Source organism: Methylophilus sp. 13, assembly GCF_015354335.1.
In the GTDB taxonomy this organism is placed as follows: Bacteria; Pseudomonadota; Gammaproteobacteria; order Burkholderiales; family Methylophilaceae; genus Methylophilus; species Methylophilus glucosoxydans.
In genome coordinates, this window is sequence record NZ_JADKYR010000003.1 from 449,058 (window position 1) to 473,438 (window position 24,381).

Annotated in this window: 26 protein-coding genes; 8 read left to right on the forward strand and 18 right to left on the reverse strand. The window is 57.3% G+C overall.

What is annotated here, in order from left to right:
* Positions 1 to 84 precede the first annotated feature (84 nt).
* Positions 85 to 684 (forward strand): NTP transferase domain-containing protein, encoded by a 600-nt coding sequence (locus INP77_RS09985; protein ID WP_194748870.1) that lies wholly within the window; start codon positions 85 to 87, stop codon positions 682 to 684.
* Here INP77_RS09985 and INP77_RS09990 read toward each other — a convergent pair whose 3' ends face one another.
* The 3 genes from INP77_RS09990 to INP77_RS10000 are packed head-to-tail and all read right to left on the reverse strand — an operon-like array spanning position 685 to position 4,303.
* Positions 685 to 1,668 carry an XdhC family protein gene (locus tag INP77_RS09990; protein ID WP_194748871.1) on the reverse strand — a complete coding sequence of 328 codons (984 nt, stop codon included), beginning with the start codon at positions 1,666 to 1,668 and terminating at the stop codon, positions 685 to 687.
* 5 nt (positions 1,669 to 1,673) lie between these two features.
* A complete protein-coding gene (locus tag INP77_RS09995) occupies positions 1,674 to 3,836 on the reverse strand; it encodes a xanthine dehydrogenase family protein molybdopterin-binding subunit (RefSeq protein WP_194748872.1) in 2,163 nt (720 codons plus the stop codon).
* 11 nt (positions 3,837 to 3,847) lie between these two features.
* Entirely contained in the window at positions 3,848 to 4,303 is a 456-nt protein-coding gene (locus INP77_RS10000) for a (2Fe-2S)-binding protein (RefSeq protein ID WP_194748873.1), read from the reverse strand.
* Between the two features lie 365 nt (positions 4,304 to 4,668).
* Between INP77_RS10000 and INP77_RS10005 the strand changes: the two genes are divergently transcribed.
* Positions 4,669 to 5,676, forward strand: coding sequence for an NAD(P)-dependent alcohol dehydrogenase (locus INP77_RS10005; protein WP_194748874.1), 1,008 nt, complete (start codon positions 4,669 to 4,671; stop codon positions 5,674 to 5,676).
* Here INP77_RS10005 and INP77_RS10010 read toward each other — a convergent pair.
* Positions 5,673 to 6,662, reverse strand: a complete 990-nt coding sequence (locus INP77_RS10010; RefSeq protein ID WP_194748875.1) for a helix-turn-helix domain-containing protein — start codon at positions 6,660 to 6,662, stop codon at positions 5,673 to 5,675. The genes INP77_RS10005 and INP77_RS10010 overlap by 4 nt on opposite strands.
* 153 nt (positions 6,663 to 6,815) lie before the next feature.
* On the opposite strand from INP77_RS10010, the gene INP77_RS10015 reads away from it, so the two are divergent.
* Entirely contained in the window at positions 6,816 to 7,262 is a 447-nt protein-coding gene (locus INP77_RS10015) for a hypothetical protein (RefSeq protein WP_194748876.1), read from the forward strand.
* Here INP77_RS10015 and INP77_RS10020 read toward each other — a convergent pair.
* Genes INP77_RS10020 through INP77_RS10030 form a run of 3 tightly spaced genes read right to left on the reverse strand, consistent with a single transcriptional unit; the run spans position 7,259 to position 9,901 of the window.
* Entirely contained in the window at positions 7,259 to 7,438 is a 180-nt protein-coding gene (locus tag INP77_RS10020; RefSeq protein WP_194748877.1) for a DUF2892 domain-containing protein, read from the reverse strand. The two genes, INP77_RS10015 and INP77_RS10020, sit on opposite strands and share 4 nt — an antisense overlap.
* Before the next feature lie 34 nt (positions 7,439 to 7,472).
* Positions 7,473 to 9,200, reverse strand: coding sequence for a SulP family inorganic anion transporter (locus INP77_RS10025; protein ID WP_228518847.1), 1,728 nt, complete (start codon positions 9,198 to 9,200; stop codon positions 7,473 to 7,475).
* Positions 9,197 to 9,901 (reverse strand): MBL fold metallo-hydrolase, encoded by a 705-nt coding sequence (locus tag INP77_RS10030; RefSeq protein WP_194748878.1) that lies wholly within the window; start codon positions 9,899 to 9,901, stop codon positions 9,197 to 9,199. The genes INP77_RS10025 and INP77_RS10030 overlap by 4 nt, the downstream gene beginning before the upstream one ends.
* Before the next feature lie 175 nt (positions 9,902 to 10,076).
* Between INP77_RS10030 and INP77_RS10035 the strand changes: the two genes are divergently transcribed.
* Positions 10,077 to 11,441: a sigma-54-dependent Fis family transcriptional regulator gene (locus tag INP77_RS10035; RefSeq protein WP_194748879.1), complete on the forward strand. Its 1,365-nt coding sequence runs from the start codon at positions 10,077 to 10,079 to the stop codon at positions 11,439 to 11,441.
* Between the two features lie 5 nt (positions 11,442 to 11,446).
* On the opposite strand, the gene INP77_RS10040 is transcribed toward INP77_RS10035, so the two are convergent.
* The 4 genes from INP77_RS10040 to INP77_RS10055 all read right to left on the reverse strand — a co-directional run bounded on the left by INP77_RS10040 (position 11,447) and on the right by INP77_RS10055 (position 14,380).
* Positions 11,447 to 11,866 (reverse strand): DUF6691 family protein, encoded by a 420-nt coding sequence (locus INP77_RS10040; RefSeq protein WP_194748880.1) that lies wholly within the window; start codon positions 11,864 to 11,866, stop codon positions 11,447 to 11,449.
* A 7-nt stretch (positions 11,867 to 11,873) separates the two neighbouring features.
* A complete protein-coding gene (locus INP77_RS10045) occupies positions 11,874 to 12,299 on the reverse strand; it encodes a YeeE/YedE family protein (protein WP_194748881.1) in 426 nt (141 codons plus the stop codon).
* Positions 12,300 to 12,357: 58 nt separating this feature from the next.
* The gene (locus tag INP77_RS10050) at positions 12,358 to 12,579 is read right to left on the reverse strand and encodes a hypothetical protein (protein ID WP_194748882.1); all 222 of its coding nucleotides are present in this window, start codon (positions 12,577 to 12,579) and stop codon (positions 12,358 to 12,360) included.
* A gap of 220 nt (positions 12,580 to 12,799) precedes the next feature.
* The gene (locus INP77_RS10055) at positions 12,800 to 14,380 is read right to left on the reverse strand and encodes a Na+/H+ antiporter (RefSeq protein WP_194748883.1); all 1,581 of its coding nucleotides are present in this window, start codon (positions 14,378 to 14,380) and stop codon (positions 12,800 to 12,802) included.
* 281 nt (positions 14,381 to 14,661) lie between these two features.
* On the opposite strand from INP77_RS10055, the gene INP77_RS10060 reads away from it, so the two are divergent.
* Entirely contained in the window at positions 14,662 to 14,901 is a 240-nt protein-coding gene (locus tag INP77_RS10060) for a hypothetical protein (RefSeq protein ID WP_194748884.1), read from the forward strand.
* Positions 14,902 to 14,907: 6 nt separating this feature from the next.
* The gene (locus tag INP77_RS10065; protein WP_194748885.1) at positions 14,908 to 15,177 is read left to right on the forward strand and encodes a KTSC domain-containing protein; all 270 of its coding nucleotides are present in this window, start codon (positions 14,908 to 14,910) and stop codon (positions 15,175 to 15,177) included.
* Between the two features lie 20 nt (positions 15,178 to 15,197).
* On the opposite strand, the gene INP77_RS10070 is transcribed toward INP77_RS10065, so the two are convergent.
* The 5 genes from INP77_RS10070 to INP77_RS10090 form a co-directional block, all read right to left on the reverse strand.
* A complete protein-coding gene (locus INP77_RS10070) occupies positions 15,198 to 16,424 on the reverse strand; it encodes an MFS transporter (RefSeq protein WP_228518848.1) in 1,227 nt (408 codons plus the stop codon).
* A 10-nt stretch (positions 16,425 to 16,434) separates the two neighbouring features.
* The gene (locus INP77_RS10075) at positions 16,435 to 16,782 is read right to left on the reverse strand and encodes a DMT family protein (protein ID WP_194748886.1); all 348 of its coding nucleotides are present in this window, start codon (positions 16,780 to 16,782) and stop codon (positions 16,435 to 16,437) included.
* A 145-nt stretch (positions 16,783 to 16,927) separates the two neighbouring features.
* The gene (locus INP77_RS10080; protein ID WP_228518849.1) at positions 16,928 to 17,770 is read right to left on the reverse strand and encodes a hypothetical protein; all 843 of its coding nucleotides are present in this window, start codon (positions 17,768 to 17,770) and stop codon (positions 16,928 to 16,930) included.
* A 157-nt stretch (positions 17,771 to 17,927) separates the two neighbouring features.
* Positions 17,928 to 19,277, reverse strand: a complete 1,350-nt coding sequence (locus INP77_RS10085) for a sigma-54 dependent transcriptional regulator (RefSeq protein ID WP_194748887.1) — start codon at positions 19,275 to 19,277, stop codon at positions 17,928 to 17,930.
* Positions 19,262 to 20,608 carry a PAS domain-containing sensor histidine kinase gene (locus tag INP77_RS10090; RefSeq protein WP_194748888.1) on the reverse strand — a complete coding sequence of 449 codons (1,347 nt, stop codon included), beginning with the start codon at positions 20,606 to 20,608 and terminating at the stop codon, positions 19,262 to 19,264. The genes INP77_RS10085 and INP77_RS10090 overlap by 16 nt, the downstream gene beginning before the upstream one ends.
* 226 nt (positions 20,609 to 20,834) lie before the next feature.
* On the opposite strand from INP77_RS10090, the gene INP77_RS10095 reads away from it, so the two are divergent.
* Together INP77_RS10095 and INP77_RS10100 are read left to right on the forward strand one after the other, a co-directional pair.
* Complete coding sequence (locus tag INP77_RS10095; RefSeq protein WP_194748889.1) at positions 20,835 to 22,220, forward strand: DUF1800 family protein; 1,386 nt, start codon at positions 20,835 to 20,837, stop codon at positions 22,218 to 22,220.
* A 2-nt stretch (positions 22,221 to 22,222) separates the two neighbouring features.
* Positions 22,223 to 23,371 (forward strand): DUF1501 domain-containing protein, encoded by a 1,149-nt coding sequence (locus INP77_RS10100; RefSeq protein WP_194748890.1) that lies wholly within the window; start codon positions 22,223 to 22,225, stop codon positions 23,369 to 23,371.
* Here INP77_RS10100 and INP77_RS10105 read toward each other — a convergent pair.
* Together INP77_RS10105 and INP77_RS10110 are read right to left on the reverse strand one after the other, a co-directional pair.
* Positions 23,317 to 23,874, reverse strand: a complete 558-nt coding sequence (locus INP77_RS10105) for a YgjP-like metallopeptidase domain-containing protein (RefSeq protein WP_194748891.1) — start codon at positions 23,872 to 23,874, stop codon at positions 23,317 to 23,319. The genes INP77_RS10100 and INP77_RS10105 overlap by 55 nt on opposite strands.
* A gap of 43 nt (positions 23,875 to 23,917) precedes the next feature.
* Positions 23,918 to 24,184 carry a hypothetical protein gene (locus INP77_RS10110; RefSeq protein WP_194748892.1) on the reverse strand — a complete coding sequence of 89 codons (267 nt, stop codon included), beginning with the start codon at positions 24,182 to 24,184 and terminating at the stop codon, positions 23,918 to 23,920.
* Positions 24,185 to 24,381 lie beyond the last annotated feature (197 nt).

Here is a 24,381-nt window from a genome sequence, read left to right on the forward strand (position 1 = left end):
AAGTATACGATGGTGTTGACGTAGCGCTGTAGCTGAACCCACCGCCTTATGTTAGAAAAGCATTTTTTAGACGATCATGCCCAGATGCATACGCCCCTTCCCTCTGACGCATCCCCTGTAGGCCTGCTGTTAGCCGCTGGCTTCTCCCGCCGGTTTGGTGCGCAAAACAAACTCTTACAGCCCTTGCCTAATGGTGAATGCATGGCAGTGATGGCCGCCCGGAGCCTGATCACCGCCTTGCCTCACAGTGTCGCCGTGATACGCGCCAATGTGCCTGAGTTGAGTGCCGCCCTCAAGGCCTTGGGATTGATGGTGGTCGAATGTGGCGAGCAGGAGCAGGTCATGGCCGATAGTCTCAAGCTGGGGTTGAACACCGTGTTAACGACCTTTCCGCAGTACGCCGGCGTGGTGATCGCCTTGGCAGACATGCCCTTTATCCAGCCGCAGACCATACAGCATGTCGCGAATGCCTTGGCTCAGCATCCATTGGCACAACCGGTCATGGCAGGCAAAGCCGGTCATCCGGTGGGTTTCAGCCGTGCGCTGATTCCTGAATTACTTAGGGTGGAAGGCGACCAGGGCGCACGGGAGGTGGTGCGCGCCCATCAGGCACAGAGCATACACATTGCGTGCGAGGACCCGGGCATCTTCAGGGATATTGATACCCCCGCCGACTTGAAATGATCAGGCCATCGCCAGCCTGTGCGCCCGTGAGACCAGGCCCGTTTGCTGCAAGTGCGCGCGTTCCTGAATCAACTCAGCCAGGATAGACACAGCAATTTCGGCCGGCGTGCGGCTGCCGATACGCAGACCGACCGGGCCATGCAGGCGGTTCACTTCCTGCTCGGTGAGGTCAAAACTGCGCAACCGCTGTTTGCGTTTTTCCTGATTTTTGACGGAGCCCAAGGCGCCAATATAAAACGCGTCTGACTTGAGCGCTGCAAGCAACGCCATGTCGTCCAGTTTGGGATCATGGGTGACGGCCACAATCGCCGTGTGTGGATCAGGCGCCATCTCCAACACCACATCGTCAGGCATGCCAGGCAACCAGTCTGCGCCTTCCACATGCCATTCAGCACGCATTTCCTCACGCGGATCGCAGATCATGACGTGAAAATCCAGCGCTTGTGCCATGGCCGCCAACACGGAGCCCAGTTGGTTGGCGCCAATAATCAGCAAGCGCCATTGCGGGCCAAAATAACTGTGAAACCAGTCACTTTCCAGATAAGGCTGTCCTTCAGGCAGCACGTATTGATGCCGCACCTCACCACTGTGTAAATGGACGGAGCGCTTAAGCAACCGCCGTTGTGACAAGCTCTCCAGCATAGGCGCTAATTGCGCCGTTTGCGTGAGCGGCTCGGCAAAAATCTTGAGCTGGCCGCCGCAAGGGATGCCAAAGCGCTGTGCTTCCGCCTGGTCTACACCATAGTCGAGAATCGCAGCCCGCTGCGGCAATTGCTGGTGACGGGCTTTGTCTGCCAGGTCATCTTCGATACAGCCGCCAGAGACAGAGCCGACCAGATGGCCATCTTCGCGCACCACCAGAATGGCGCCCGGCAACCGGGGGGCCGAGCCCCAGGTCTGGATCACGGTAAACAGATGCGCGCCATAGCCCTGGTCCAGCCAGTCACGGGCACGTTGTAACACTTCCCAATCAGAGGACTGCATAGGGCTTAAGCCAGCTGATCACCAATCGGCAACCGGCGGATACGCTTACCAGTCGCAGCAAAAATGGCGTTGGTCACGGCAGGTGCCAGCGGCGGCACGCCCGGCTCCCCCACCCCACCCATTTTTTCGGTGCTGGGCACAATATGCACATCCACTTTGGGCATATCTTTCATGCGTAACACCTGGTAGTTGTGGAAGTTGGATTGTTCCACCTGGCCGTCTTTGAAGCTCACCTCGCTACTGAGCGCGGCACCCAGCGCAAAGGCGACACAAGACTCCATCTGCGCTTTGACACCATCCGGATTCACAGCCAGCCCGCAATCAATCGCCATCACCACGCGGTGCACTTTGGCCTCGCCGTCTTTGACGGAGACTTCGGCCACCTGCGCCACATAGCTGCCAAACGACTCGTGGACGGCAATGCCACGGAACACGCCTGTAGGCAACGGTTTGCCCCAGCCCGCTTTATCGGCCGCCAGATTGAGTGCCGCCAAATGACGGGGATGGTCTTTCAGCAACTGGCGGCGATAGGCCAGTGGGTCTTGCTTGCTGGCATGCGCCAGTTCATCAATCAGGCTTTCCATGACAAAGGCGGAATGGCTATGCCCGACCGAGCGCCACCACAACACCGGCACCTCACTTTGCACCGAGTGCAACTGCACCTCATGGTGCGGAGTGCCTTTCACATAGGGCGAATCAGCCACGCCTTCCACCGAGGTGGCATCAATGCCGTCCTTGATCATGACGCCTTCAAAGGGCGTGCCTTTGATGATGGACTGTCCGACCAGCGTCTGCTGCCAGACCAGCGGTTTGCCCTGTTTGTCGAGCGCGATACTGGCTTTGTGAACAAACATCGGCCGGTAGAACCCCCCCTTGATATCGTCTTCGCGGCTCCAAACCGTTTTCACCGGCATGCCTGCCGCTTTGGCCACTTCAACCGCTTCAGACACAAAGTCTGCACGGGGGTTGGCGCGACGGCCAAAACCGCCCCCTAAAAACAGCGTGTGAATTTTCACTTGTTCTGGTTTCAGGCCCAGAATCTTGGCAGCTGACGCCTGGTCCGTGGTTTGCATTTGCGTCCCGGTCCAGATTTCACAGCCCTGATCAGAGATTTTGACGGCACAGTTCAAAGGTTCCATCGGTGCATGCGCCAGATAAGGCAACACATATTCCGCATGTATGGTTTGCTTGGCCTGCTTGCTGGCCGTGGCGACATCGCCCGCTTTCGCAGCCTGCAAGCCTGGCTTTTGCGCCAGCGCCTGATATTGCTTGAGCAAGGCAGGGGTATCCGGTTTGTCATGCCCGGCCAGCGCCCATTCCAGCTTGAGGGCCTCGCGCCCCTGCTTGGCGGCCCAGTAATGCTCGGCAATCACGGCAACCCCCGTGGGCACTTTGACCACCTTGATCACGCCCGGCACTTTGCGTGCAGCGGCATCATCCAGGCTTTTCAGTGTGGTGCCAAACACAGGCGCACGTGCCACCATGGCGACTTTGAGTCCTTCAAACTGCACATCCTGACCAAACTTGGCCGTGCCATTGATTTTTTCTGCGCTGTCCAGACGCTTGGTGGCCTTGCCGATCAATTTCCACTGCTCCGGTTTTTTAAGCGTGACGCTGGTCGGTGTCGGCAATTGGCTGGCGGTCTCCACTAGCTTGCCATAACTGAGCTTTTGCGTACCGTTGATGACAAAACCATTTTCGGTGCGCAAGCCAGCTACTGGCACCTTCCATTGCTTGGCCGCCGCCTCCAGCAACAGAACACGTGTCAATGCGCCTGCCTGGCGATAGCGGTCAAACTCTGACCAGGTGGTGGAAGAGCCGCCGGTAATCTGGATACCATAGGCGGTATGCACATAAGCAGGCGCCGCAGGCGCATGCTCGACCTTGATCTTGCTCCAGTCGGCATCCAGCTCATCTGCAATCAGCATGGGCAAGGTGGTCCACACGCCCTGCCCCATTTCGCTATGCGCCAACATCACGGTAATACTGTCATCGGCGCCGATGCGCAAAAAGGCATTGGGCGCAGGCAGTGGCAGCGCTTCTGCCGCATTGGCTACACCCATAAAGCGTTTGGCTTGCGGAATACTGAATGCCACCACAAGGCCGCCAGCGACCAGAGCCGTACTTTTGATAAAACTGCGGCGGGAGAGGTTAATGAGATCATTCATGGGGTCTCTCCTTAAGCCAGTTTGGCAGCGGCTTCGTGGATTGCTGCCCGGATACGTTGATAAGTCCCGCAACGGCAAATATTGCCACTCATGGCCGCATCAATATCGGCGTCGCTGGGTTTGGGGTTTTGCTTGAGCAGTGAGGTCGCAGACATGATCTGGCCGGATTGGCAGTAGCCACACTGCACCACATCAATCTGTTGCCAGGCGGCTTGTACGGCCTGGCCCACCTTGTCGTCATGCATGGCTTCTATGGTGGTGATTTTTTTACCCGCGGCCGCACTGACCGGGGTCACACAAGAGCGAATGGCCTGACCATCCAGATGCACAGTACAGGCCCCACATTGCGCCATGCCACAGCCAAACTTGGTGCCAGTCATGCCAGCCACATCGCGGATTGCCCATAAAAGAGGCATGTCATCGCTCACGTTGAGCTCGGTCTCTTTGCCATTGATATTGAGTTTCATCGTGTTTGTTCCTTTTTAAAATCTGATGCTGCAGTCGCAAAACCAATCTAAGGTTGGCTATCGTGAAAATATACTAACATACATGATTGTATGTATGGGCGTCCCGGAGCTGCATAAATTTAAATTTAATCGTGTTAAGTCTACAGTGTGCAGCCCGTGATTTAGCTGGTCGCGCAGCCGCTTTACATCTGTCGATCCAATCAGGACGAGATCCTGAAACAGTCTTTACATTGACTTCACTCCCGTCCGCCTGCTGGTGCCGGGCGATTTACTTTGTCTGCAAGTCAGGGCAGAATCAACCGCTTACCGTGAACACTCATCCCTATGAATACAATCCCCATGTCACGCTTGATTAGGAGAACGCCATGACGAAAGCCATTATTCTGCAACCGGGCGGCGGCTACCAAAATGTCACCGTCGGCACACGCGAAGCGCCTGCGCCAACTGCCGGGCAAATCACGGTCAGGCTGCATGCCAACTCGCTCAATTACCATGATTTTGCCGTGGTCAGCGGCATGTGGGGGCCAACCGAGCCACGTATCCCGATGGCGGATGGCGCGGGTGAAGTAGTCGCGGTCGGCGCAGGCGTCACCGAATTCAAAGTAGGCGATGCCGTAGTCAGTACTTTTTTCCCCACCTGGCAAGCGGGTGAACCGCTGGTTGAAGGCTTTGCCACCGTGCCAGGCGATGGTGTGGATGGCTACGCGCGTGAAATCGTCACCGCCAGCGCGGAATCTTTTACGCTGGCCCCCAAAGGCTGGAGCCATATCGAATCCTCCACCTTGACTACCGCCGCCCTGACGGCCTGGCGTGCTCTGATGTCTGATGATCAGCTCACCCCTGGCGATACTGTGCTGGTGCAAGGCACGGGCGGCGTTTCCCTCTTTGCCTTGCAATTTGCCAAGCTGGCAGGCGCGACCGTGATTGCCACCTCGTCCAGCGAAGCCAAGCTGGAAAAACTCAAGGCCATGGGTGCAGATCACCTGATCAATTACAAAACCACCCCGGCCTGGGGAACGCTGGCGCGCGAACTGACGGGCGGCCGTGGCGTCGATCACGTCGTCGAGGTGGGCGGTCCGGCCACCCTCGAACAGTCCATGCTGGCGGCGCGCGTCGGTGGCCACGTCTCTGTCATTGGTATCTTGACCGGCTTGGCGGGCGACTTTCCCCTGGTCACGGCCCTGATCAAGCAACTGCGCCTGCAAGGTGTGCTGGTGGGTAGCCGCAGCATGCAGCAAGCCATGATCAAGGCCATAGACGCGAATGGCCTGAAACCGGTGGTAGATAAGGTGTTTGCACTGGAGGAAATGGTGCAGGCCTTCCAGTATCAGGAGACCAATCAGCACTTTGGCAAAATTTGCCTGCAGATTTAACGGAGTAAAGCCCCCTGCTGCCGAAAAGCACGGGGGGCGTCGCCAAACTGCTGCTTAAAGGCCCGGCTGAAATGTGCAAAATCGTTAAAGCCGCAAGCCAGCGCGATCTCGGAAATGCTCCGGTGCTGCCAGGCCGGTCGCTTGAGATATTGCGCACTCAGCGCCAGCCGCTGTTGCCAGACATAGCGCATCAAAGACGTCTGTTCATCGGCAAACAATTGATTGATATATCGGCTGGAAAATCCGGTGGCAGCGGCAATGGCGTCACTATCCAGGTCTGCATCCTGTAGATGCTTACTGAGCCACTGCTTGATTTGCAACAATGACAAACTGCGGCCAGGCGAACGCGGCAGCGTATGGTCTTGCAAGGTTTCAAGCGCATTGCCCAGCATGTCCAGCATGGGCGCCGCGCTGGCATCGAATGCCTGCATGGAGAGTTGATTCAGCTGACGCGTGAGCTGTTGCAAAAACGGCGACAACATGGCGGTCATGCCGTGCTGCAATCGCATGGGCATCGCCGTCAGATGCCCGGCCTGCGGCAAACGCTGATGCAACAAGGTTCTTGGGATGGAAACAATCAGCTTGGAAAACGCCTCTGGACAATGGATATAGTGCGGCACCGTGGCATCATAAATAGTCATGTCGCCAGGGCGCAAAAACACTTCCCGCCCTTGCTGTTGCAGACAATACCGGCCTTGCAGCAACAGGACGGCAAAATAATTATCCAACTGCGGACGACTGATTTCTCGCGTCCCGCGCTGGATGGTCAGGCTGTTGGAGTGGATCACGGATAGTTGCAACGCCTGCCAAGGATAGAGCGTCATCTCGTTGTAAAGTGGGGCTGCCGTGGGCGGGACGATGTCCACCTCCGCATATTCACGTCCAATCACCTCACACAACCATGCCTTGCGCTGACTGGGTGCGACCAGATCGGAGCTATATTTTCGACCTGTCGCTGCGACTACTGTCCTTGCTTGCTGCGCCATGACCCTCTCCTTTGCTGAGCGAAATTAAGTCACAAACAGCTAGATTTCGCAAGCGAGTCATCTCCGTTTCAGTCAAGCGTGAGGTCCGTCCAGATCAAGCAAACCATGACAGATCAGCTAAGCTGGGGACATGACATCCCCCAGGAGACTTTGATGCAATCGACCCCACAAGCCCACCAGATGTTATTGAAAGGGGCCGCATGCTGGCTGCTGATGGCGTTGTTACTGGCATGGTGTATGGTGGGCCTTAACTTTGGTGTGGCCCCACTCAAGGCGATTTTCGCGGGAAAATTCACGCGGCTGTTGCAAGCACATATCGATTTTCTGCTCATGACCGCACTCATTTTTGGTATTGCAGCCAGCCGGGTCTCGTTGCCATGGCATGTACGCTGGGCGATGGTGATAGGCGCATTTACCAACTCCAGCCTGTTTTTACTGATGGCCATTTTCCCGGCGCTGGACAATCCTGAGCTCCCGCCGCCCTTGCTGTTTCAGGACTATTTGTTTGCCAGCCTCTTTACCACCAGCTATGGTTTTGGCAAAGCCTCTGTGCTGATTTTAAAGTCTGGGTTGCAAACAACCCCTCACCGAGAACCTTAGCGACGGTTAATCTTGAGCAAGGCATAAAGCGGGCACCACTGGATCAGCCCGGTCGCCAACGGCACCAGCCCAAACCAGCCCCAGGTGGGACCCTGGAAAAACAGGGTCCACATCAGCAATCCGGCGCCGATAATCACTCTTAAATACTGTTCCAATTGCCCGATATTATCTGCCATGCCAGCCTCCTATATTTAGCGGCGCTTAACGCCGTTAATGACAGGACAGCGCTGCATAAGCCTGATGTTGGGTCAGATAAATCTTGCCATTGAGCTGCTGCCTGAGTGGAGCATGTTGCAACATGTCCATCACCGGGCCTTTGACCTCGGACAAATGAAAGCCAATTCCCAATGCAGATAAATGGTGGTTGATGACCTCCAGCACCTCCAGGGCACTGCCATCTACCTCGTTGACGGCGGAGCACATCAGGATCACATGTTTCAATGCCGGGTTGTCGGCGACCACTTCGAGCACTTTTTGCTCGAGATAGCGCGCATTGGCAAAATACAAGCTCTCATCCACACGTAAAGTGATCACATCCGGGCACACACTGACCGCGTGCCGCGCCACGTTTCTAAAATGCTCGGTACCCGGCACCTGCCCGACAATGGCAATGTGCGGCCGACTGCTGCGGTATAGATGCATGGCCATGGACAGCAACACGCCTGCACTGATGCCATGTTCAATATCGACCAGCAAGGTGATCATAAAAGTCACCAGCAAGGCGGCAAAGTCACTGCGGTTACGCCGCCAGGTCTCGATAAACACGCGTCCGTCCACCAGGCTCATCACCGCAACGATAATCGTGCTGGCCAAAATAAATCTGGGTAACGCACTGAGCCACGAGGCCAGAAAAACCGTGGCCAGCCACATGCCCAATGCGGTAAACAAACCCGCTGCCGGTGTTTGCGCACCCGCATCCATATTCACCACTGAGCGCGACACGCCGCCGGTGACCGGCTGTCCCCCACTCAGGCTGGCCGCCAGATTGGCGCCGCCCAAGGCAATCAGCTCCTGGTCAGGATCTATGCGTTCGCGCCGCTTCATGGCCAGACTCTGCGCGACAGAAATCGACTCCACCGTGCCGATGATGGAAATCAGCAAGGCAGGGGCCAATAAAGACTGCCACATTGCCAGACTCCCATGCGGCAAGGCCAGCGCAGGCAGCCCGGCGGGAATCTGCCCCACGGTCCGCACCCCGGTGAGCAGGGCCCAACCGGCATGCATGACAATCGTCCCGATCAACACCAGCAGCGCAGGCACTGCCCGCACCAACGCCTGCGCCCAAAACGGCGAGCAGCCCAGACTTAGCAACAGCGATTGCCCTTGCCGCCTGGCCAGCACCAGCAATAGCAGGGTGAGCACCGACAGCATGGCCGTCGCGAGATGAATCTGCGGCCATTGCCCCAGCATACTCTGCCAGAGCGCCAGTACATGACTGCCCTCGGCCCGGATACCGAGCAAGGTGGGTAGCTGGCTACTGGCAATCACCAGGCTGGCGCCAGCAATAAAGCCGCTCATGACGGGGTGCGATAGAAAATTCGCCAGAAAGCCTAATTTGAACATCCCGGCCAGCATCAGAAACAGGCCAGACAAACACGCCAGGATCAGCGCCGCTTGCAGCCCCAGCGCGGGACTCTGTGCTGAATAAGGCGCCACTGCGGTCGCAGTCATCAGCGCCGCCACCGCCACCGGGCCTACAGCCAGCGTCGCACTGGTGCCTAACAAAGCATAGACGATTAACGGCAACAGGCTGGCATACAGGCCGACTTGTGGCGGCAAGCCCGCCAGGATGGCATAGGCCAGCGCCTGCGGAACCAGCATCAGGGTCACCGTCAGCGCCGCCATCAGGTCATGCATGGCCTGCTCGCGCCGATAATGCCGCCCCCAGCGGAGGGCGGGCACGTAATGGGCCAGCCGAGTCAACATCGCTGTGCTCATGCCGACTGCTTGATCACCACTTGCCCGCAAGCCTGGTTGGCAGGCAAGGCTACATCAATTTGTTTGGGATAGGCCAGCTTGAGATTGGCCATGATATTGATAAATTCAGCGCGGGAAGTTTGCCCGCCCAAGCGCTTGTTTTCACGCTTCTCGTGGCCGACCGTGGAGACGGTCCTACCGTGATAATCGTGGCCGGGATAAATCAGCGTATCCTCAGGCAAGCTGAAAATTTTGGCATGTATGCTGTCATACAACTGCCCGGCATTGCCCTGCTGAAAGTCGGTGCGGCCACAGCCATCAATCAGTAAGGCATCGCCGGTAAAAATGCGGTCACCGACCAGATAACTGACGCAGCCGTTGGTGTGCCCGGGCGTGTAACGGACCTCGATATCCAGCGTGCCAACTTGCAAGTGCACGCCATCGGTCACCAGCACATCGCCGCATTGCGCGCCAGCATCACGATGCACCACACTTTTACTGCCCAGACGCTCGCGCAAGGTGGCGGCAGCGGTGACATGATCGGCGTGCACATGCGTTTCCAGGGTAAACACCAGCGTCAACCCATGCTGTTGCAAAGCCGCCACATACTTGTCTACCTCGCTGCCTACGGTATCAATCATCACCGCCTGCCGGGTTTCTTCACAGCCTAGCAGATAGGTATAAGTGCTACTTTCAGGCTCAAAAAATTGCTTGAAAATCATCCGCGTGCTCCTTATCAAGATGGCGTTGATTCAGCAAAACCAGTGCCAATGTTTCAATAAAAATTTAAAAACAGTCAAATCAATGACTTATATAAAAATATCACTTGCCCACCCCCCGCCAAAAATGTTTCAATGAAACACAAAACCACAATCATGAAACGTTTCAAATAAAAAAATGGAACAAACCACCCCCGATTTTTTCAGCCAGCAGGCCGGTCTGACCCGGGCACAGGGCGAATCGTTGGCCCGCATGATTTCATTGATCATGCCAGATGCAGCCGTGTTTACCGTCGATGCTCAAAAGCGGATCAGCTACTGGAGCCCGGGTGCCGAAAAACTGCTAGGCTTCACCCAAGCTGCGCTCCTGGGTGAAAACTGCCTGACTGCCAACCGCTGCGAACAGTGTATGCGCGGCTGTGGGCTCACCGAGTCTGGCAAGGTCGAGGGCGCGCCCCTGCTGCTGCACCGGTCTGATGGTGAACGACAGGCAGTGTTGAAATATGCCATGGCCTACCTGCCAGAAGATGGCGCGTTTGCGGGCGGCCTCGAAATCCTGCTGCCCCAGCAGGCGGACGCAGGCAAGACCGCCGCCCAATCCTCGCTGGGTGAAAAATATGGCTTGATCAGCCATGCGCCCGAAATGCAAAAAGTGTTTGAAATGATACGGCGCGTGGCAGTGACAGATATCCCGGTGTTGATCCGCGGCGACTCCGGCACGGGCAAAGAGCTGGTGGCTCGCGCCATTCATGGCGAGAGTCCGCGTCAACGTGGCGCCTTTGTCGCCATCAACTGTGCCACGCTCAATGCGGGCATGCTGGAGAGTGAGCTGTTTGGCCACGTCAAGGGTGCCTTCACCGGCGCCATTCGTGATCACCAGGGCCTGTTTGGCCGGGCCGAGGGCGGCACGCTGTTTCTGGATGAAATCGCCGAACTACCTTACGAATTACAGGCCAAACTGTTGCGCGTACTCGAAACCGGTGAATACCTGCCCGTCGGGGCCAGTCAAGCCATGCAAGCCAATGTCCGCATTGTTGCCGCCACACATAAAGCCTTGCGCGAAGAGGTTAAAGCCGGGCGTTTCCGACAGGACTTGTTGTTCCGCTTGCGCGTGGTGCCCATCTTCTTACCCAGCTTGCAGGCGCGCAAACAGGATATTCCGCTCATACTGCGACATCTGCTTAAACAGCAATTTACCGGGGAACTACTGCCCGTAGTGAAGGCCGCCGCCATGGAGCAACTGATGGCCTATGACTGGCCGGGCAATGTGCGCGAACTGCGCAATGTGTTGAATTACGCACTGGTGATGTCGGATGGCAAACAGATAGCCACCGCAGACTTGCCGCCCGAACTGCAAACGATACCCGGGTCAACACAGGCAATGGCAGCGCCAGTCGCCAAACCAGGCCGCCAGGCGCTTTCAGAAGCCGCCATCGTGCAAGCCGTCACTGACTGCCAGGGCAACCTGACCCAGGCGGCCAAACAACTAGGGATTGGCCGCACCACACTGTGGCGTTACCGCAAACTTTGGCAAAAAGACTGATACGGTCACAACCAGCCGCGACGCACCGCCAGCGTATGCACGGCCATTCCCGCCAGCATGCTGGCGACAAACAGCCAGACCGCCGGGCCACCCGTCAAGAGTGAGGCGATGGCTGGGCCGGGACAAAATCCGGCAATGCCCCAGCCGGTGCCAAAGATCACCGCCCCCAGCACCAGTTTGCGGTCAATCAGGCGCGTGCCTGGCAACTGCACAGGCAGGCCCAAAACACTGGTGGGGTGCTTGGCCGCAGACTTGAAGGCAAAAAAGCCCACCGCAATCGCACCCATCATCACAAATGCCAGTGACGGATCCCAGTCACCGGTCACATCCAGAAAGGCCAGTACCTTGGCTGGATTGGTCATCCCGCCCACAATCAACCCCACGCCGAAGATCAGCCCGGCGATCAATGCCATCAAATTTGCCATCTTGCTTCTACCCTATCATCCACACATGGCGCCATAGCCAGACCACCAGTATCGCTACCAGCATAAACGTCAGCGTGGCTACCAGCGAACGTGGCGACAGCCGAGACAAGCCGCAAACCCCGTGACCACTGGTGCACCCCGACCCCAGGCGACTACCAAAGCCCACCAGCAATCCCGCCACGATCAACCAGGGCGTGGACGCCTGAATCTCCACCATAGGCAACGGCCGTGCCAGCACATAAACCAATGGCGACAGCACCAGACCTGCGACAAAAGCCAGGCGCCAGGCCCGGTCACCGGCGGCGGCCGACCAGACCTGACCCACAATGCCACTGATGCCAGTGACCTTGCCCAGCCAGCGGATCATCAGCAAGGTGGAAAAACCAATCAGCAATCCACCCATCAGTGATTGCCAGGGGGTAAAAGAAATCATGCTTTTTTCTACATCCTCAACAGCGTTTATGAACAGGCCTAGCCAGCGTGATCACTCCTCAATCGACTTCGTCGGCCATGTCCTCATGGGCGGGTTCCGCAAGCTGGTTACATTCAAAACCGGCTTTTTCCAGCGCAACCCGATACTCGCAGCCGGGCAAATGCCCCTCCAGCTTGCCGTTGATATGGGTGGTTTCCTGCTTGCAGTAGGCGCAACGATAACGGTGGGCCTGACCTTCAAAGTGCTCTTGCGGATAGTCGATATAAAACAGTCGTTTCATGTTACTTGCTCCTCATCACAGCACTAGACAAGACCTATGCTACGCTGTCGCCAGGAGGCTGGCAATACACAAAAAATCGCCTTGAGCAAGATTTTTCATCAAATAATTTTAACGTGCAGATTTTAATCAGGCCTAATTTAATACATAAAATCAAATAGTTAAGACACTCACCCACAGCTCACCATAAAAGTTATCCACAAAAAATGTGGACAGGCGCCCCTTAGCCACGGCTATGTAAGGCAGCGATTTCCTGAATGTCCAGATCACGTTCCATCAGATGCAGCAACTCGTCATGAATCTGCCCCGAGCGATGCAGTCTAAGCAGCTCTTCACGACCGGCGGCTACGGCGGCCAGTACCACATTAAAATGCGCTTTGCGGAGGTCATCGGGCAGACTGTCTTCATGTTTATGTTTGTCTGACAGGCTTTGCCGGTAGCTGTACTGCTCCAGCAACCGCGGGTGCATTAATGCGCCATGTTCGTTATAGGCCAGTTTGTTAACCACTGAAAACTGTGCCTGCTCAATCCGGGCCCACACCTGTGGCTCATTAAGGTAAATGTGCTCATGCTTGGTCGCCTTCAGTTTAAATGCGCGGATCACCTGACCAATTGTCGTCCCCTGCACCACCACCGTCACCAGGATCACAGCAAACGCGCACATCAACATCAAGTCGCGTCCGGGCACCTGGGCGGGGACCGCCAGTGCTGCTGCCAGCGTGACCACGCCACGCATGCCTGCCCAGCTTTTGACAAAAGACTCGCCCCAGGTGCTGTGTCCATGCGCCGCATGCGGCTTGCGGATGAGTCTGGCCAACCCATCAATCATGAAAATCCAGACAAAGCGCGACAAGATCACCACGGCCAGCACCAGCAACACTTCCAGTCCATAGGCCCCCAGGGACTTGTCGGCATGGGCGACACGCTCCCAGACGCCGCGCAAAGAGAGGCCGATAAAGATAAATACCAGCGACTCAAAGATAAAAATCATGATTTCCCAAAACGCGGCACCGCGCCGGCGCGCTGTGGCCGACATGATTTCATGCTGGTGCCAGCCCAGCATCATGCCGTAGGTGACCGTGGCGATCACGCCTGAAACACCGATGTGCTCGCCCACGACATAACAAATCCACCCCGGCAAGGCCGAGGCCAGCACCATGAGCTCAGTGCCATGCAGATAGCGCAGGGTTTTAAACACCAGATAGCCCATAGCCGCGCCAAACAATACGCCCCCAACACTGAGCCAGGCAAAAGTTTCGAGCGCACCGCTCAGTGAAAACACGCCGGTCAGCAAGGCGACAATCGAAAACTTGTACAGCACCAGCCCGGTGGCGTCATTGAGCAAGCTCTCGCCTTCGAGCAACACCAGCAGCTTGCGTGGCAAGGCCACGCGTTGCAGCACGGCTTTGGCGGCAATCGCATCCGGCGGTGACACAATTGCGCCCAAGGCAAAACAGGCCGCCCACGGCAGGCTGGGATTGAAGCTATGCAAGGCCAGCCCCACCGCCAGCGTGGTGAACAGCACCGCACCAATCGCCAGCAGTAAAATGCCGCCCAGGTGCCGCCTGAACTCATGCCAGACCGTGAAATAGGCACCCGCCATCAGCAACGGCGGTAAAAACACCTCCATGACCAGGGCAGGATCAATCTCAAACGCCGGTAATTCTGGCACCAGGGCAATCAGGGCACCACCCGCCAGCTGTGCTACCGCAGGCGGCCAGCGCAGCCGGTTGGCCAGGACTTCGAGTGCAATAATCGCCACCAGAAAAAACAGGATTAAATTGAAATAAAACGAATTACTCATGATAGACCGAGAGGGTCAGGCCCTCATGTAAACAGATGAAACCGCACCACTGAGGCGCGCCAGTGCCGCTAATCTAACACAGGCAGCTTGCGCCAGGCTTGCGTTAACAGGATTTGTCTGTTGTGAGTGTGCGGGGAAGCGCCTGTTTGACGCGGGCTTGAACTTGCATGCCCGCAATGGCTCAAACCAAAGAGTGCCCTTTTCAAAGATGAAGTGGCCGCACTGAATACCGTCAAGTTGGAGTAAGATGACGGCAGTCCGACACAGGATAAGGAGTAAACATGTTTAGCTTGAAAAAATGGATATGGCGGCAATGGCAGGCCTGGCGCGGTGCAGATCGGGCGTATGCCAAATATCTGGCGCATTTTCAGCATTACCAGTCGCAAGTGGTGGATCCCGCCTTGCAACAAAGTTTGCAACTGCAACCCATGAGCAAAGAAGCGTTTTTACAAGCCTGGCAACAAAAAGGCCTCAAGCCTGCGGGTAAATCCTGCGGCTGCAAACCCGGCTGCTGCGGCTAGGCCCTGATGGACATGATCAACACGCATGCCGGCAAGTTGCGGGCAATTGGCTATGATGCAGGCAAGCGGGCGTTGCGCGTGAGGCTGGAAGACGGCAGCACCCTCGAATATGCCAATGTCGGCGAAAGCGTCTGGCGTAGCTTCAAAAGCGCCAGTGCCCAATGGAGTTACTACCGCGATAACATTGAAGAAGCCTATAGTTGCCAACGGGTGAGCCCCTCAGTTACCTCGGCCCCGACCTTGGTCCGCAACCCGCTGGATGATTTGTTCCAGTAACCGCGGGGACAGAGACGCATTCAAGCACAGCTTGCCGCAGATTGAGCAGCCGTTTGCCTGGCCTGTTGCAACCATAACAATATCGCCAGCACCGCCACCCCTGTTAGCAAGGTAAAACTCATGGCGTAGCCATAACGCTGCGCGACCCAGCCTGCCATGGCCGGACTCAAGGCTGCCCCCAGGCCCTGGATGGTCAACACAAATCCCAGCCCGACATTGAAGTGCCCACTGCCTTGCAACATCTTGGCCACCAGTCCTGGCAAAGCCACCCCTAACAGCCCCGCGCCGACGCCATCTAGTAACTGCACGGGCACCACCGCCCAGGGCGAGTTCCAGGTCGAAGCAATCACGCCGCGCACCGGCAAGGCAAGCAAGGCCAGCGTGACCAGCCGTTCGTAACTAAACTGCTCGGCATAACGCCCGGCCAGCAATGCCATGGGGATCATCACCAGTTGCGCAATCATCACCGTCAAAGCCGTAAACAGGCTGGCGTTGACCAGACCTTGCGACACCATGGTTTGCCCCAGCAAAGGCAGCATGGCGGCATTGGCCAGATGAAACAGCATCATGATGCAAGCCAGCATCAATAAGGGGCGTGACTGCAGCAATGCCTTCCATACGGCACGGCCAGAATCACTGACCGCAGCATGTGACTCCAGACCGCGCGCCGCATGGTAATCAATCTCCTGCGGGCGAATGCGGCGGATGCACAGCAGCGCCAGCACCGCCATCACCGCCAGTAGCATAAAGACGGCAGACAAGCCCCAGAAATAGCCAAGCACGCCAGCCACGGAGACTGACACCAGGCTACCGGCATGACTCCAGGCCTCGTTCTGACCAAGCTGCCTGGACAAATATTTAGACCCGACCAGGCCCAGGCTGATACTGGCAATCGCGGGCCCAATCATGGCACGGACCACACCGGTAGCGGCTTGCGACAAGGCAATCGCCGCAAACGAGTGCCACAGCAACAACACCAGGCAACCGACCACCATCAGGATGGCGCACACGGACAGCCACAAGCGCTTGGCATGGGTGCGGTCCATCAGGGCACCCGCCGGGATTCCCGCCATCATGGTTGCCAACCCGCCTATGGTCATCACATAGCCAATCTCATCCGCCTGCCAGGATTGTGCCAATAAATACACGCCGAGAAAGGCGCCCAGCCCGTCGCGGACATCGGCCATGAAAAAATTCATCACCGCCAGCCATTGCCGTGAATCTGCAGGCATTTTGAATAGACGCATGCTTTTCTCCTTACACCACAGGGGCTTTAAAGATAAAAAAGGCGCCCAGACCAATGAGGGCAAAGCCGACAACATGGCTGGAGGTGAAATGCTCGCCGAGCGAATACACCGAAAACACGGCAAACACACTGAGCGAAATGACTTCTTGCATGGTTTTGAGCGCCGCCACCGAATACACGGTATGGCCGATCCGGTTGGCCGGCACCGCAAAACAATATTCAAACAGGGCAATCAGCCAGCTCACCACAATCACCACATACAGCGGCTTTTCGGTGAACTTGAGATGGCCATACCAGGCCACTGTCATAAACACATTGGAGATCAATAACAATAGAATCGGGGCTAATTTTGCAATCATGATGCATCCTGTCAAAAGAGGGAGTACAGCGTGGGCGGCGGCCTTTTGGCAGCACCGCTGTTGCCCAAAGCGCTTTAAGCAACACCTAACTTGCTTAAAGCGCAGGCGACGCCGGATGAAGCGTTGGCCTTGGCTAAATCAGGGACTAGCACTGGCCGGCTACCGCAGCCGCTGGCTGGCAAGCTGGGGCCGCGGGCGCATAGAGTGGCTGCATCGTAGCGGCGGAGCTTCCCATGCGGATCGCCTCCAGCGACACACCATTGGCCGTCCTGGTCCCTAGACCAGCCACCGCAATACGCAGCCCTGGGCGCAATGGCATACTCAGGCTTTCAGGCGGAAAGTGAACAATGCTCTGGTTATCCAGGATGACACCATCGACTTCGCCACGCGGACCATTCAGGATCAAATCGACCTTGCCTTCCACCTGCAGCGGCTGCAATGACTGCGCCCGCAAATGTGGGGGTAACAATGGCAGGTTATTGGCGGGTGGCTGGTCCACCACAATATTGCCGGTGGTCACATTGATAATGGCATCGGCTTTAACAATGGCTGGCGTTTCAGCATGCCCGAGAATACGCACATGCTGGCCGGGTTGCACAGCGCCTAGCAAGGCCTGCGAACGGTGCGGGGGGAATTTGACAATCACGTCATTCGCCAAGCGCAAGCCATCCGCTTCCCCATACGGATTAAACAGGATGGATTTGACAGTCGCCTCAGCTACCGCGGGCAGCGCCGCCGTCGCCTGTAAATCCAGCGCGCCTGCAGGCGCAAGCGGAGCGGGGACCATAGGCGCAGGCGCCAGTGGTGCCGATGCGCCTGGTCCCAGATTAAGTGGCGCAGGCGTCAGCGGAGAAGGATTCGCAGCTAAGGGCGGCAAGGCAAATGCTTGCAGGGTCATACTTAGGGTAGTGACGAGCAGCGCGGCACGCAGAGGACGACTGCCGCGTGCAAGATGGCTGCTACGTGTACATACAGAAGAAGTTAACATGAAATGCTCCTTGTCATGGATAGAGGTTATCTCCTCTATTGCAAGGGGCATGCCAGATAAAAAATCATTTTAAATCAATTGCTTGAAAAATAAACCCTGGCACACTTGTCCGCTTTGGTGACACAACACTGTCCGCTGGGCGGACAGCTGTCAGCGCTTATGTCAGGCCATGCTCTTCGAGCTTGCGGTAAAGTTGCTGACGGGACAACCCCAGTTTACGCGCCGCTTCACTGCGGTTGTCACCGCTCTCGCGCAAGGCGCGCTCTATCATCTCGCGCTCGACTTGCTGCAGGGTCTCGGCCAGCGTGCAGGTGGCGGCGCCACGACCAGAAGCTTCTGCCGCCTGCGGACGTGGCGTAAAAGAAATATGTTCAGCCTCGATCCAGGCATGATGACTCAAAATCTGCGCGCGCGCGATGGTGTTGCGGAGTTCGCGGATATTCCCCGGCCAGTCATGTTGTACCAGCTGCTGTGCGGCTTCAGCGGTCAAACGCTTGGGGGTACCCGCAGCTTCACTAGCCAAAAAATGCTGCGCCAGCAGCAACAGGTCTTCACCGCGCGCGCGTAGTGGTGGCAAGGCAATCGGCATCACCTGCAGCCGGTACCATAAATCTTCACGAAACTGCCCGGCGCGGACGGCGGCGGGCAAGTCTCTATGGGTGGCAGCAATGATACGCGCATCCAGCGCAAGCACCGTTTGTGCGCCAACCGGGCTAAACTCGCGCGCCTCCAGCACCCGCAAAATCTTGGCTTGCAGCGCCAGCGGCATATCGCCAATCTCGTCGAGGAACAGGGTGCCGCCAGTCGCTTGCCGCAAATAACCTTTACGGTCAGCCACCGCCCCTGTGAACGCGCCTTTGACATGCCCAAACAGCTCGCTTTCCATCAATTCTGCCGGGATGGCAGCGCAGTTGACGGCCACAAAAGGGCCATGGGCGCGCAAGCTGTTACGGTGCAGTGCACGCGCCACCTCTTCCTTGCCGGTACCGGTCTCGCCCAAAATCAGCACGGTTGCTTCGGTCGCCGCAGCCAGGCCGATGTGTTTGAACACCTCGCGCATGCATTCACTGTTGCCAATCAAGCGTTCCGCCGTTGGGTTATCTGCGGTTAGCGTGGCGTCGGCCTCCGGGCTGGACTCAAGGTCAGCGCTGCGCTCGGGCAGTGCGCGTTGCAAGGTTTCCATTAGCTTCTGCCGTGACACTGGCTTGGTCAAATGGTCAAACGCACCCAGCCGCATGGCCTCAATCGTGTTGTTGCCACTGGCATAGGCGGTAAGCATGATGCAGGGCACCGCTTTGATCGCCTGCGCCTGACGCAAGAAAGACAAGCCGTCTTCCCCGGTGAGTTTGAGATCGGTGATAACCAGCTCTACCGGCGCCGTCCGCAAGCAGTGCAGGCCCGCCTGCACATGGCTGGCTTCCAGCACATGGTGCCCCAAGTCAGACAGCATTTCAGACAGGCTGCTTCTAAAGGCGGGATCATCGTCAATAATCAGGAGGTGTGCCATGGCAATTCAATCTCAAAACGGGCGCCCGCGGCAGTATCGGCCAAGCGTAGCTCGCCGCCATGCGCCTGGACAATCTCGCGCGCCAGGGCCAGGCCCAGGCCGGTACCACCACTGCGCGCCGTACTAAAAGGTTCAAACACCTGAGGACGCAAATGCGCGGGCACGCCACTGCCATTGTCGGCCACCCACAATCGCAGGTGCCCCGAAGTGACGCTGTCCAGCCCCAACTCAATCTCGCCTCCCACAGGGATATGCGCCAGCGCATTCAGGATCAGATTGTCCATCACTTGCGCCATTTTATCCGGGTCGAGCACGGCCTGCGCTTGAGCACGTGTCACTACGGCATCACTCAGGCTTAACTTCCAGCGTGCCTGCTGCGCAGTCATGGCCTCTTGATGCAAGCGGGTCAGGCTGGTCAGCCAGGCGCGCAAATCCACTGCCTGCTTGTGTAGTTGCAAGGGATGCGTCAGTGCCAGCAAACTGGAGATCAGGCTTTCGAGGCGCGAGGTTTGCGCCAGCACCGCCTCAAAGGCACTCTGGCTGCGTTGCTGATAGCGCTCAGGGGCCGCCGCCATGGCATTTTCAACCTTCATGCGCATGGTGGCCAGCGGATTACGGATTTCATGCGCCAGCCCGGCAGAAACCCGGCCCAGCGTCGCCATGCGCTCAGACTGTGCCAGCTGTTGCATCAGTGTAGCCATCTGGCGCTGCCAGCGCAGCAGCATCCAGGCCAGCCAGGCGCCAGACATCACGACCAGGCCTATCAGCAGCGCCAACGCCAGGCTCAAATGATTGAGCACCTCAGCCTGAATCAGCAACACGCGTTTCATCACCCAGGCAACAGACGTGCCGGGGGCCTGGGTCAGTGGGCAGGCAGCAAACACAATGGCTTCACGCAAGCCGGGGCGCACCTCCACAATCAACTGGTGGCTGCGGCTGGCCAGTTCGGCCGTGGCAGTGATTTTTTCAAGTTCGGCCACCGGCGGATCACGCTTGACGCCGGTGCCATCATACGTAGGAAAGGCATACGCAAACACACCTTGGCCTGGCCGCCAAAAGCCGCCTTCACTGCCCGGCTCTTCGCGCAAGGCAAGATCTATCACCGCCTGCCAGCCTGCCTGCGCAGAAGCACTCTCCAGCCTCGCAAGGTGTACCCCATGTTGCATGGCCTGGCAGCTGGCAGCCGCATGCAGCCTGGCCTCAGCAATCTGCGAGGCCGCGCCCTGGCGGCTCAGTTCGATCAACAGCCAGACCAGCAAGGCCGAGACGGCCGCAATCACAGCCCAGAGCAGGAGCAGGTCTCGGCGCACCTTGTGGGTATGGGTCTGCATAAAAAGCCTGTGTAGAGTCGATGGTGTGAGTAAGAAGGTTAACGCGGCAACCACACGGTAGCACATCACTCACAGCGCTTCAATCAGGCTGGCGCTGACAAGCCTTGACGGCTGACCAAGCACACCGCAGGACTGGTCCCCGTGCGATTGTAAGCCCGCTGTAATCCAGCTTTGTTAGTCTGGCCATGGCTGTTAGTATTTCTGTCCCCTCTTACGTCTGGAGTCGATGATGACGGATGACGCATTGATCATTGATCAACGTTTTGGCCTAGGCGCACGCGCCGCGGCCACTACGCCCTCAAATAGTGTCTCGCGGGCATTGCTGGACGAATTTAGCCGTTACCAGGCCTTGCCGCCATTGTGGCAGCAATACCAGCAAGCGCTACCGACCATTGCGCAAGAGATGCAGGAAATGCGCATGATCAATCAGGCCGGATCACCTGAGGACAAACTGCAGTTACGCCGCCAGATGCGTAACGAAGCGCGGGACAGCTATACCGAGGCAGTCCAGGTGCGGGCACAAGTGGCGCAGCAGACCGATACCCCGTTTGTGGAAAGACTGGTGCATTTCTGGTCCAACCATTTTGCAATCTCGGCACAAAAATCGCAGGTCACACAACTGGCCGGATTGTTTGAACTGCAAGCCATCCGTCCGTTTGTACTGGGCACGTTTAAAGACATGTTGTTTGCGGTCGAGAAGCATCCGGCCATGTTGATCTACCTAGACCAGCAGCAATCACGCGGGCCACAAAGCGAAGCCGTACAACGGCAAATGCGCCGCCAGCCGGACAAGAAAAGTGGCCTCAACGAGAACCTTGCCCGCGAAATTCTGGAACTGCACACGCTGGGCGTACGCAGCGGTTATAGCCAACAGGATGTGACCGAATTTGCACGCGCACTGACCGGCTGGACCGTGCCCGGTCCCAAGCTCACAGGCGAGACCGATGCGCGCTATCCTGGCTTTGTCTTTAATGAGCGCGTACACGAGCCTGATGTCCGTCAGTTACTCGGCAAAACCTATGCGCAACCTGGCGTGCAACAAGCCGAAGCCATCCTCACTGACTTGGCCGCCGCCCCGGCCACGGCCACGCATGTGGCGACCAAACTGGCCTGCCATTTTGCTGGCGACCAGCCACCGCCCACCCTCATTAACCGGCTACGCGACACCTATCTGCAAACCGGGGGCCAACTTCCGGCACTGTATCGCGTGCTGATGGAAGCGCCTGAGTGCCGCGTGCCCACGCCGGTCAAGTTCAAAACCCCATGGGAGTGGCTGATTAGCAGTGTACGGGCGCTGGACATTGACCTTTCGCATGTCCGCGTCTCGCAAGTCATGACCCAGCTGGGACAACCGATCTGGAAACCAGGCTCCCCCGCCGGTTATGACGATGTGGCCGAAAGCTGGCTCGCCTCCAACGCGTTGTTGCGTCGGGTGGAGTATGCGCAGCGGCTGGCTTCGCTGACCAAGCTGAGCATGCCACCCGCGGTGCTGGCCAATACCGTCCTGCGCGGCAGGCTCAGCCAGGAGACCTTGCAGCAAGTGAGTCGCGCCGAATCGGCGCACACCGGTTTTGCCCTCCTGCTGGTCAGCCCTGAATTTTTAAGGAGATAGCCATGCAGCGCAGACAATTTGTGAAATTATGCGGTGCCGGGCTGGCAGCCTTTTGGCTCCCCAGCTTGAGTTTTGCGGCAGCGGCGACCGAACAACGATTTATTTTCATCATCCAGCGCGGCGCGGCAGATGGTTTGAACACCGTGATTCCGTATGCAGATCCCGATTACCAGCGCTTGCGTGGCGCCTTGGCCGTGCAAGACATCAATGACACCAAGCTGGACAGCCTGTTTGCGCTACACCCGTCCCTGGTCAAGGCCAAGACACTTTACCAGCAGCAACATGCACTGTTTGTGCATGCGGTGGCCTCGGCCTACCGCGAGCGTTCCCATTTTGACGGGCAGAATGTGCTGGAAAGTGGCGGCACGCGTGCTTATCAGCTCAAAGATGGCTGGTTGAACCGCTTGCTCGGCCTGCTACCGCCCGCCCAAACCGAGGCGATTGCATTCTCCCCCACCATTCCGCTGGCCTTGCGAGGTAGCTATCAGGTCGATGCCTATGCCAGTGCCAAGCTGCCACAACCCTCCGATGATTTACTGTTAAGAGTCAGCCAGCTTTACCAGCAGGATGCCCAATTACATGCCGCCTGGGAAAGTGCGATGCAAGTCGAGAATATGGCGGACAAAGGCATGCAAGGACAAAACAGCCAGCAGCCAGCAGCGCTGGGTAAAATGGTTGGTGATTTTTTAAGCCGGCCAGACGGCCCGCGCATTGCCATGCTGGAAACCGGCGGCTGGGATACCCATAGCGCCCAAAACAGCCGTCTGAGCAAACAGTTGTCCGACCTGGACACTCTGCTCGCCAGCCTGCAAACCAATCTGGGGAGTCACTGGCAGCAAACGCTAATCATCGTCGCCACCGAATTTGGCCGCACCGCCGCCGCCAATGGGACAGGCGGCACCGACCATGGCACAGGCGCCGCCATGCTGGCGTTTGGGGGCGCCCTGCCCGCCATCACGGCAAGCAATCGAAGCTGGCCAGCCGGCAAAGTCATCGCCGACTGGCCCGGCCTCAAAGACAGCCAGCTGTATCAGGGGCGCGACTTGCAACCGACACTGGCGCTGGATAAGGCAATCACGGCATTGGTGAGCGCACACTATGGCTTGGAGCCAGGCAAGGTGGCCCGCACACTGTTTCCGGCATCCAGCTGATGTTTTTGCAGGGCGGCCCATAACAAATACACCCGGCAATCAAACTCATATTGCATGTAGTCGGGTTCCATATGCAGACAGAGCTGGTAAAACGCCTTGTCATGCTCGCGCTCTTTGAGATGTGCCAGTTCGTGTACCACGATCATGTTGAGAAATGCCAGCGGCGCCGTTTTAAAAAAAGCCGAAATCCGGATTTCTTTTTTGGCTTTGAGCTTGCCGCCCTGCACCCGCGAAATGGCGGCATTGAGCCCCAGTGTCTGCTTTTCTATGGTGAGCCGGTTGTCGAAATAGACCTTGTCGAGCAAGGGCGCGTTTTTCAAATAGCGCTGCTTGAGCGCATTACAAAAATCATACAGCGCCTTGTCACTTTGAATCGTGTGCGTCTCGGGATAACGCTGCTGCAGATAATGGCCCAGTTGGCCCTGGGCATGCAACTGGGCAATTTGCGCACGTAAATGCGCGGGATACCCCGGCAGAAATTGTTGAATCAAGGTCGCAGACATGCCGCCATTTTAAACGGCAACGGCCACAACATTCAAAAATCAGTTACATTGAAAAATCGGAAGACAAATCCATGGTGTTGGGACCAGTGTCCTCCTGATAGGTAGATGTCGTCACCGGCGGTGCTGACGCCCGTTTCCAGGCATCATAGGCCTGTTGATCGACAGGACTCAGCTGCGCGATGGCCTCCGCATTCAGGCTCGAGAAAGGGCGGCCATCTTGCGTCGTCGCGCCCGCATCTGCCGCGCATGCCACCCCGACCACTGCAGACAAGATCGTTGCCAATATCCATACATTAGTGAAAAGTCTCATTGTTGGCCTCTTGCATACCTATGACCGCATACACTAAGCCAGCTGCCGCCAGGCCACAACAGGAAAGCTTCCTGTTAACAGCCGCTTAAAGCAGTTCATCCTGCGTCAGGCCCATCAAACCATCACAGGCCGGCCAATTTTCTGCCTCATCTACCGTCGCGCATGCGCGGTATCCATCAAAAATGCCATGAACACTG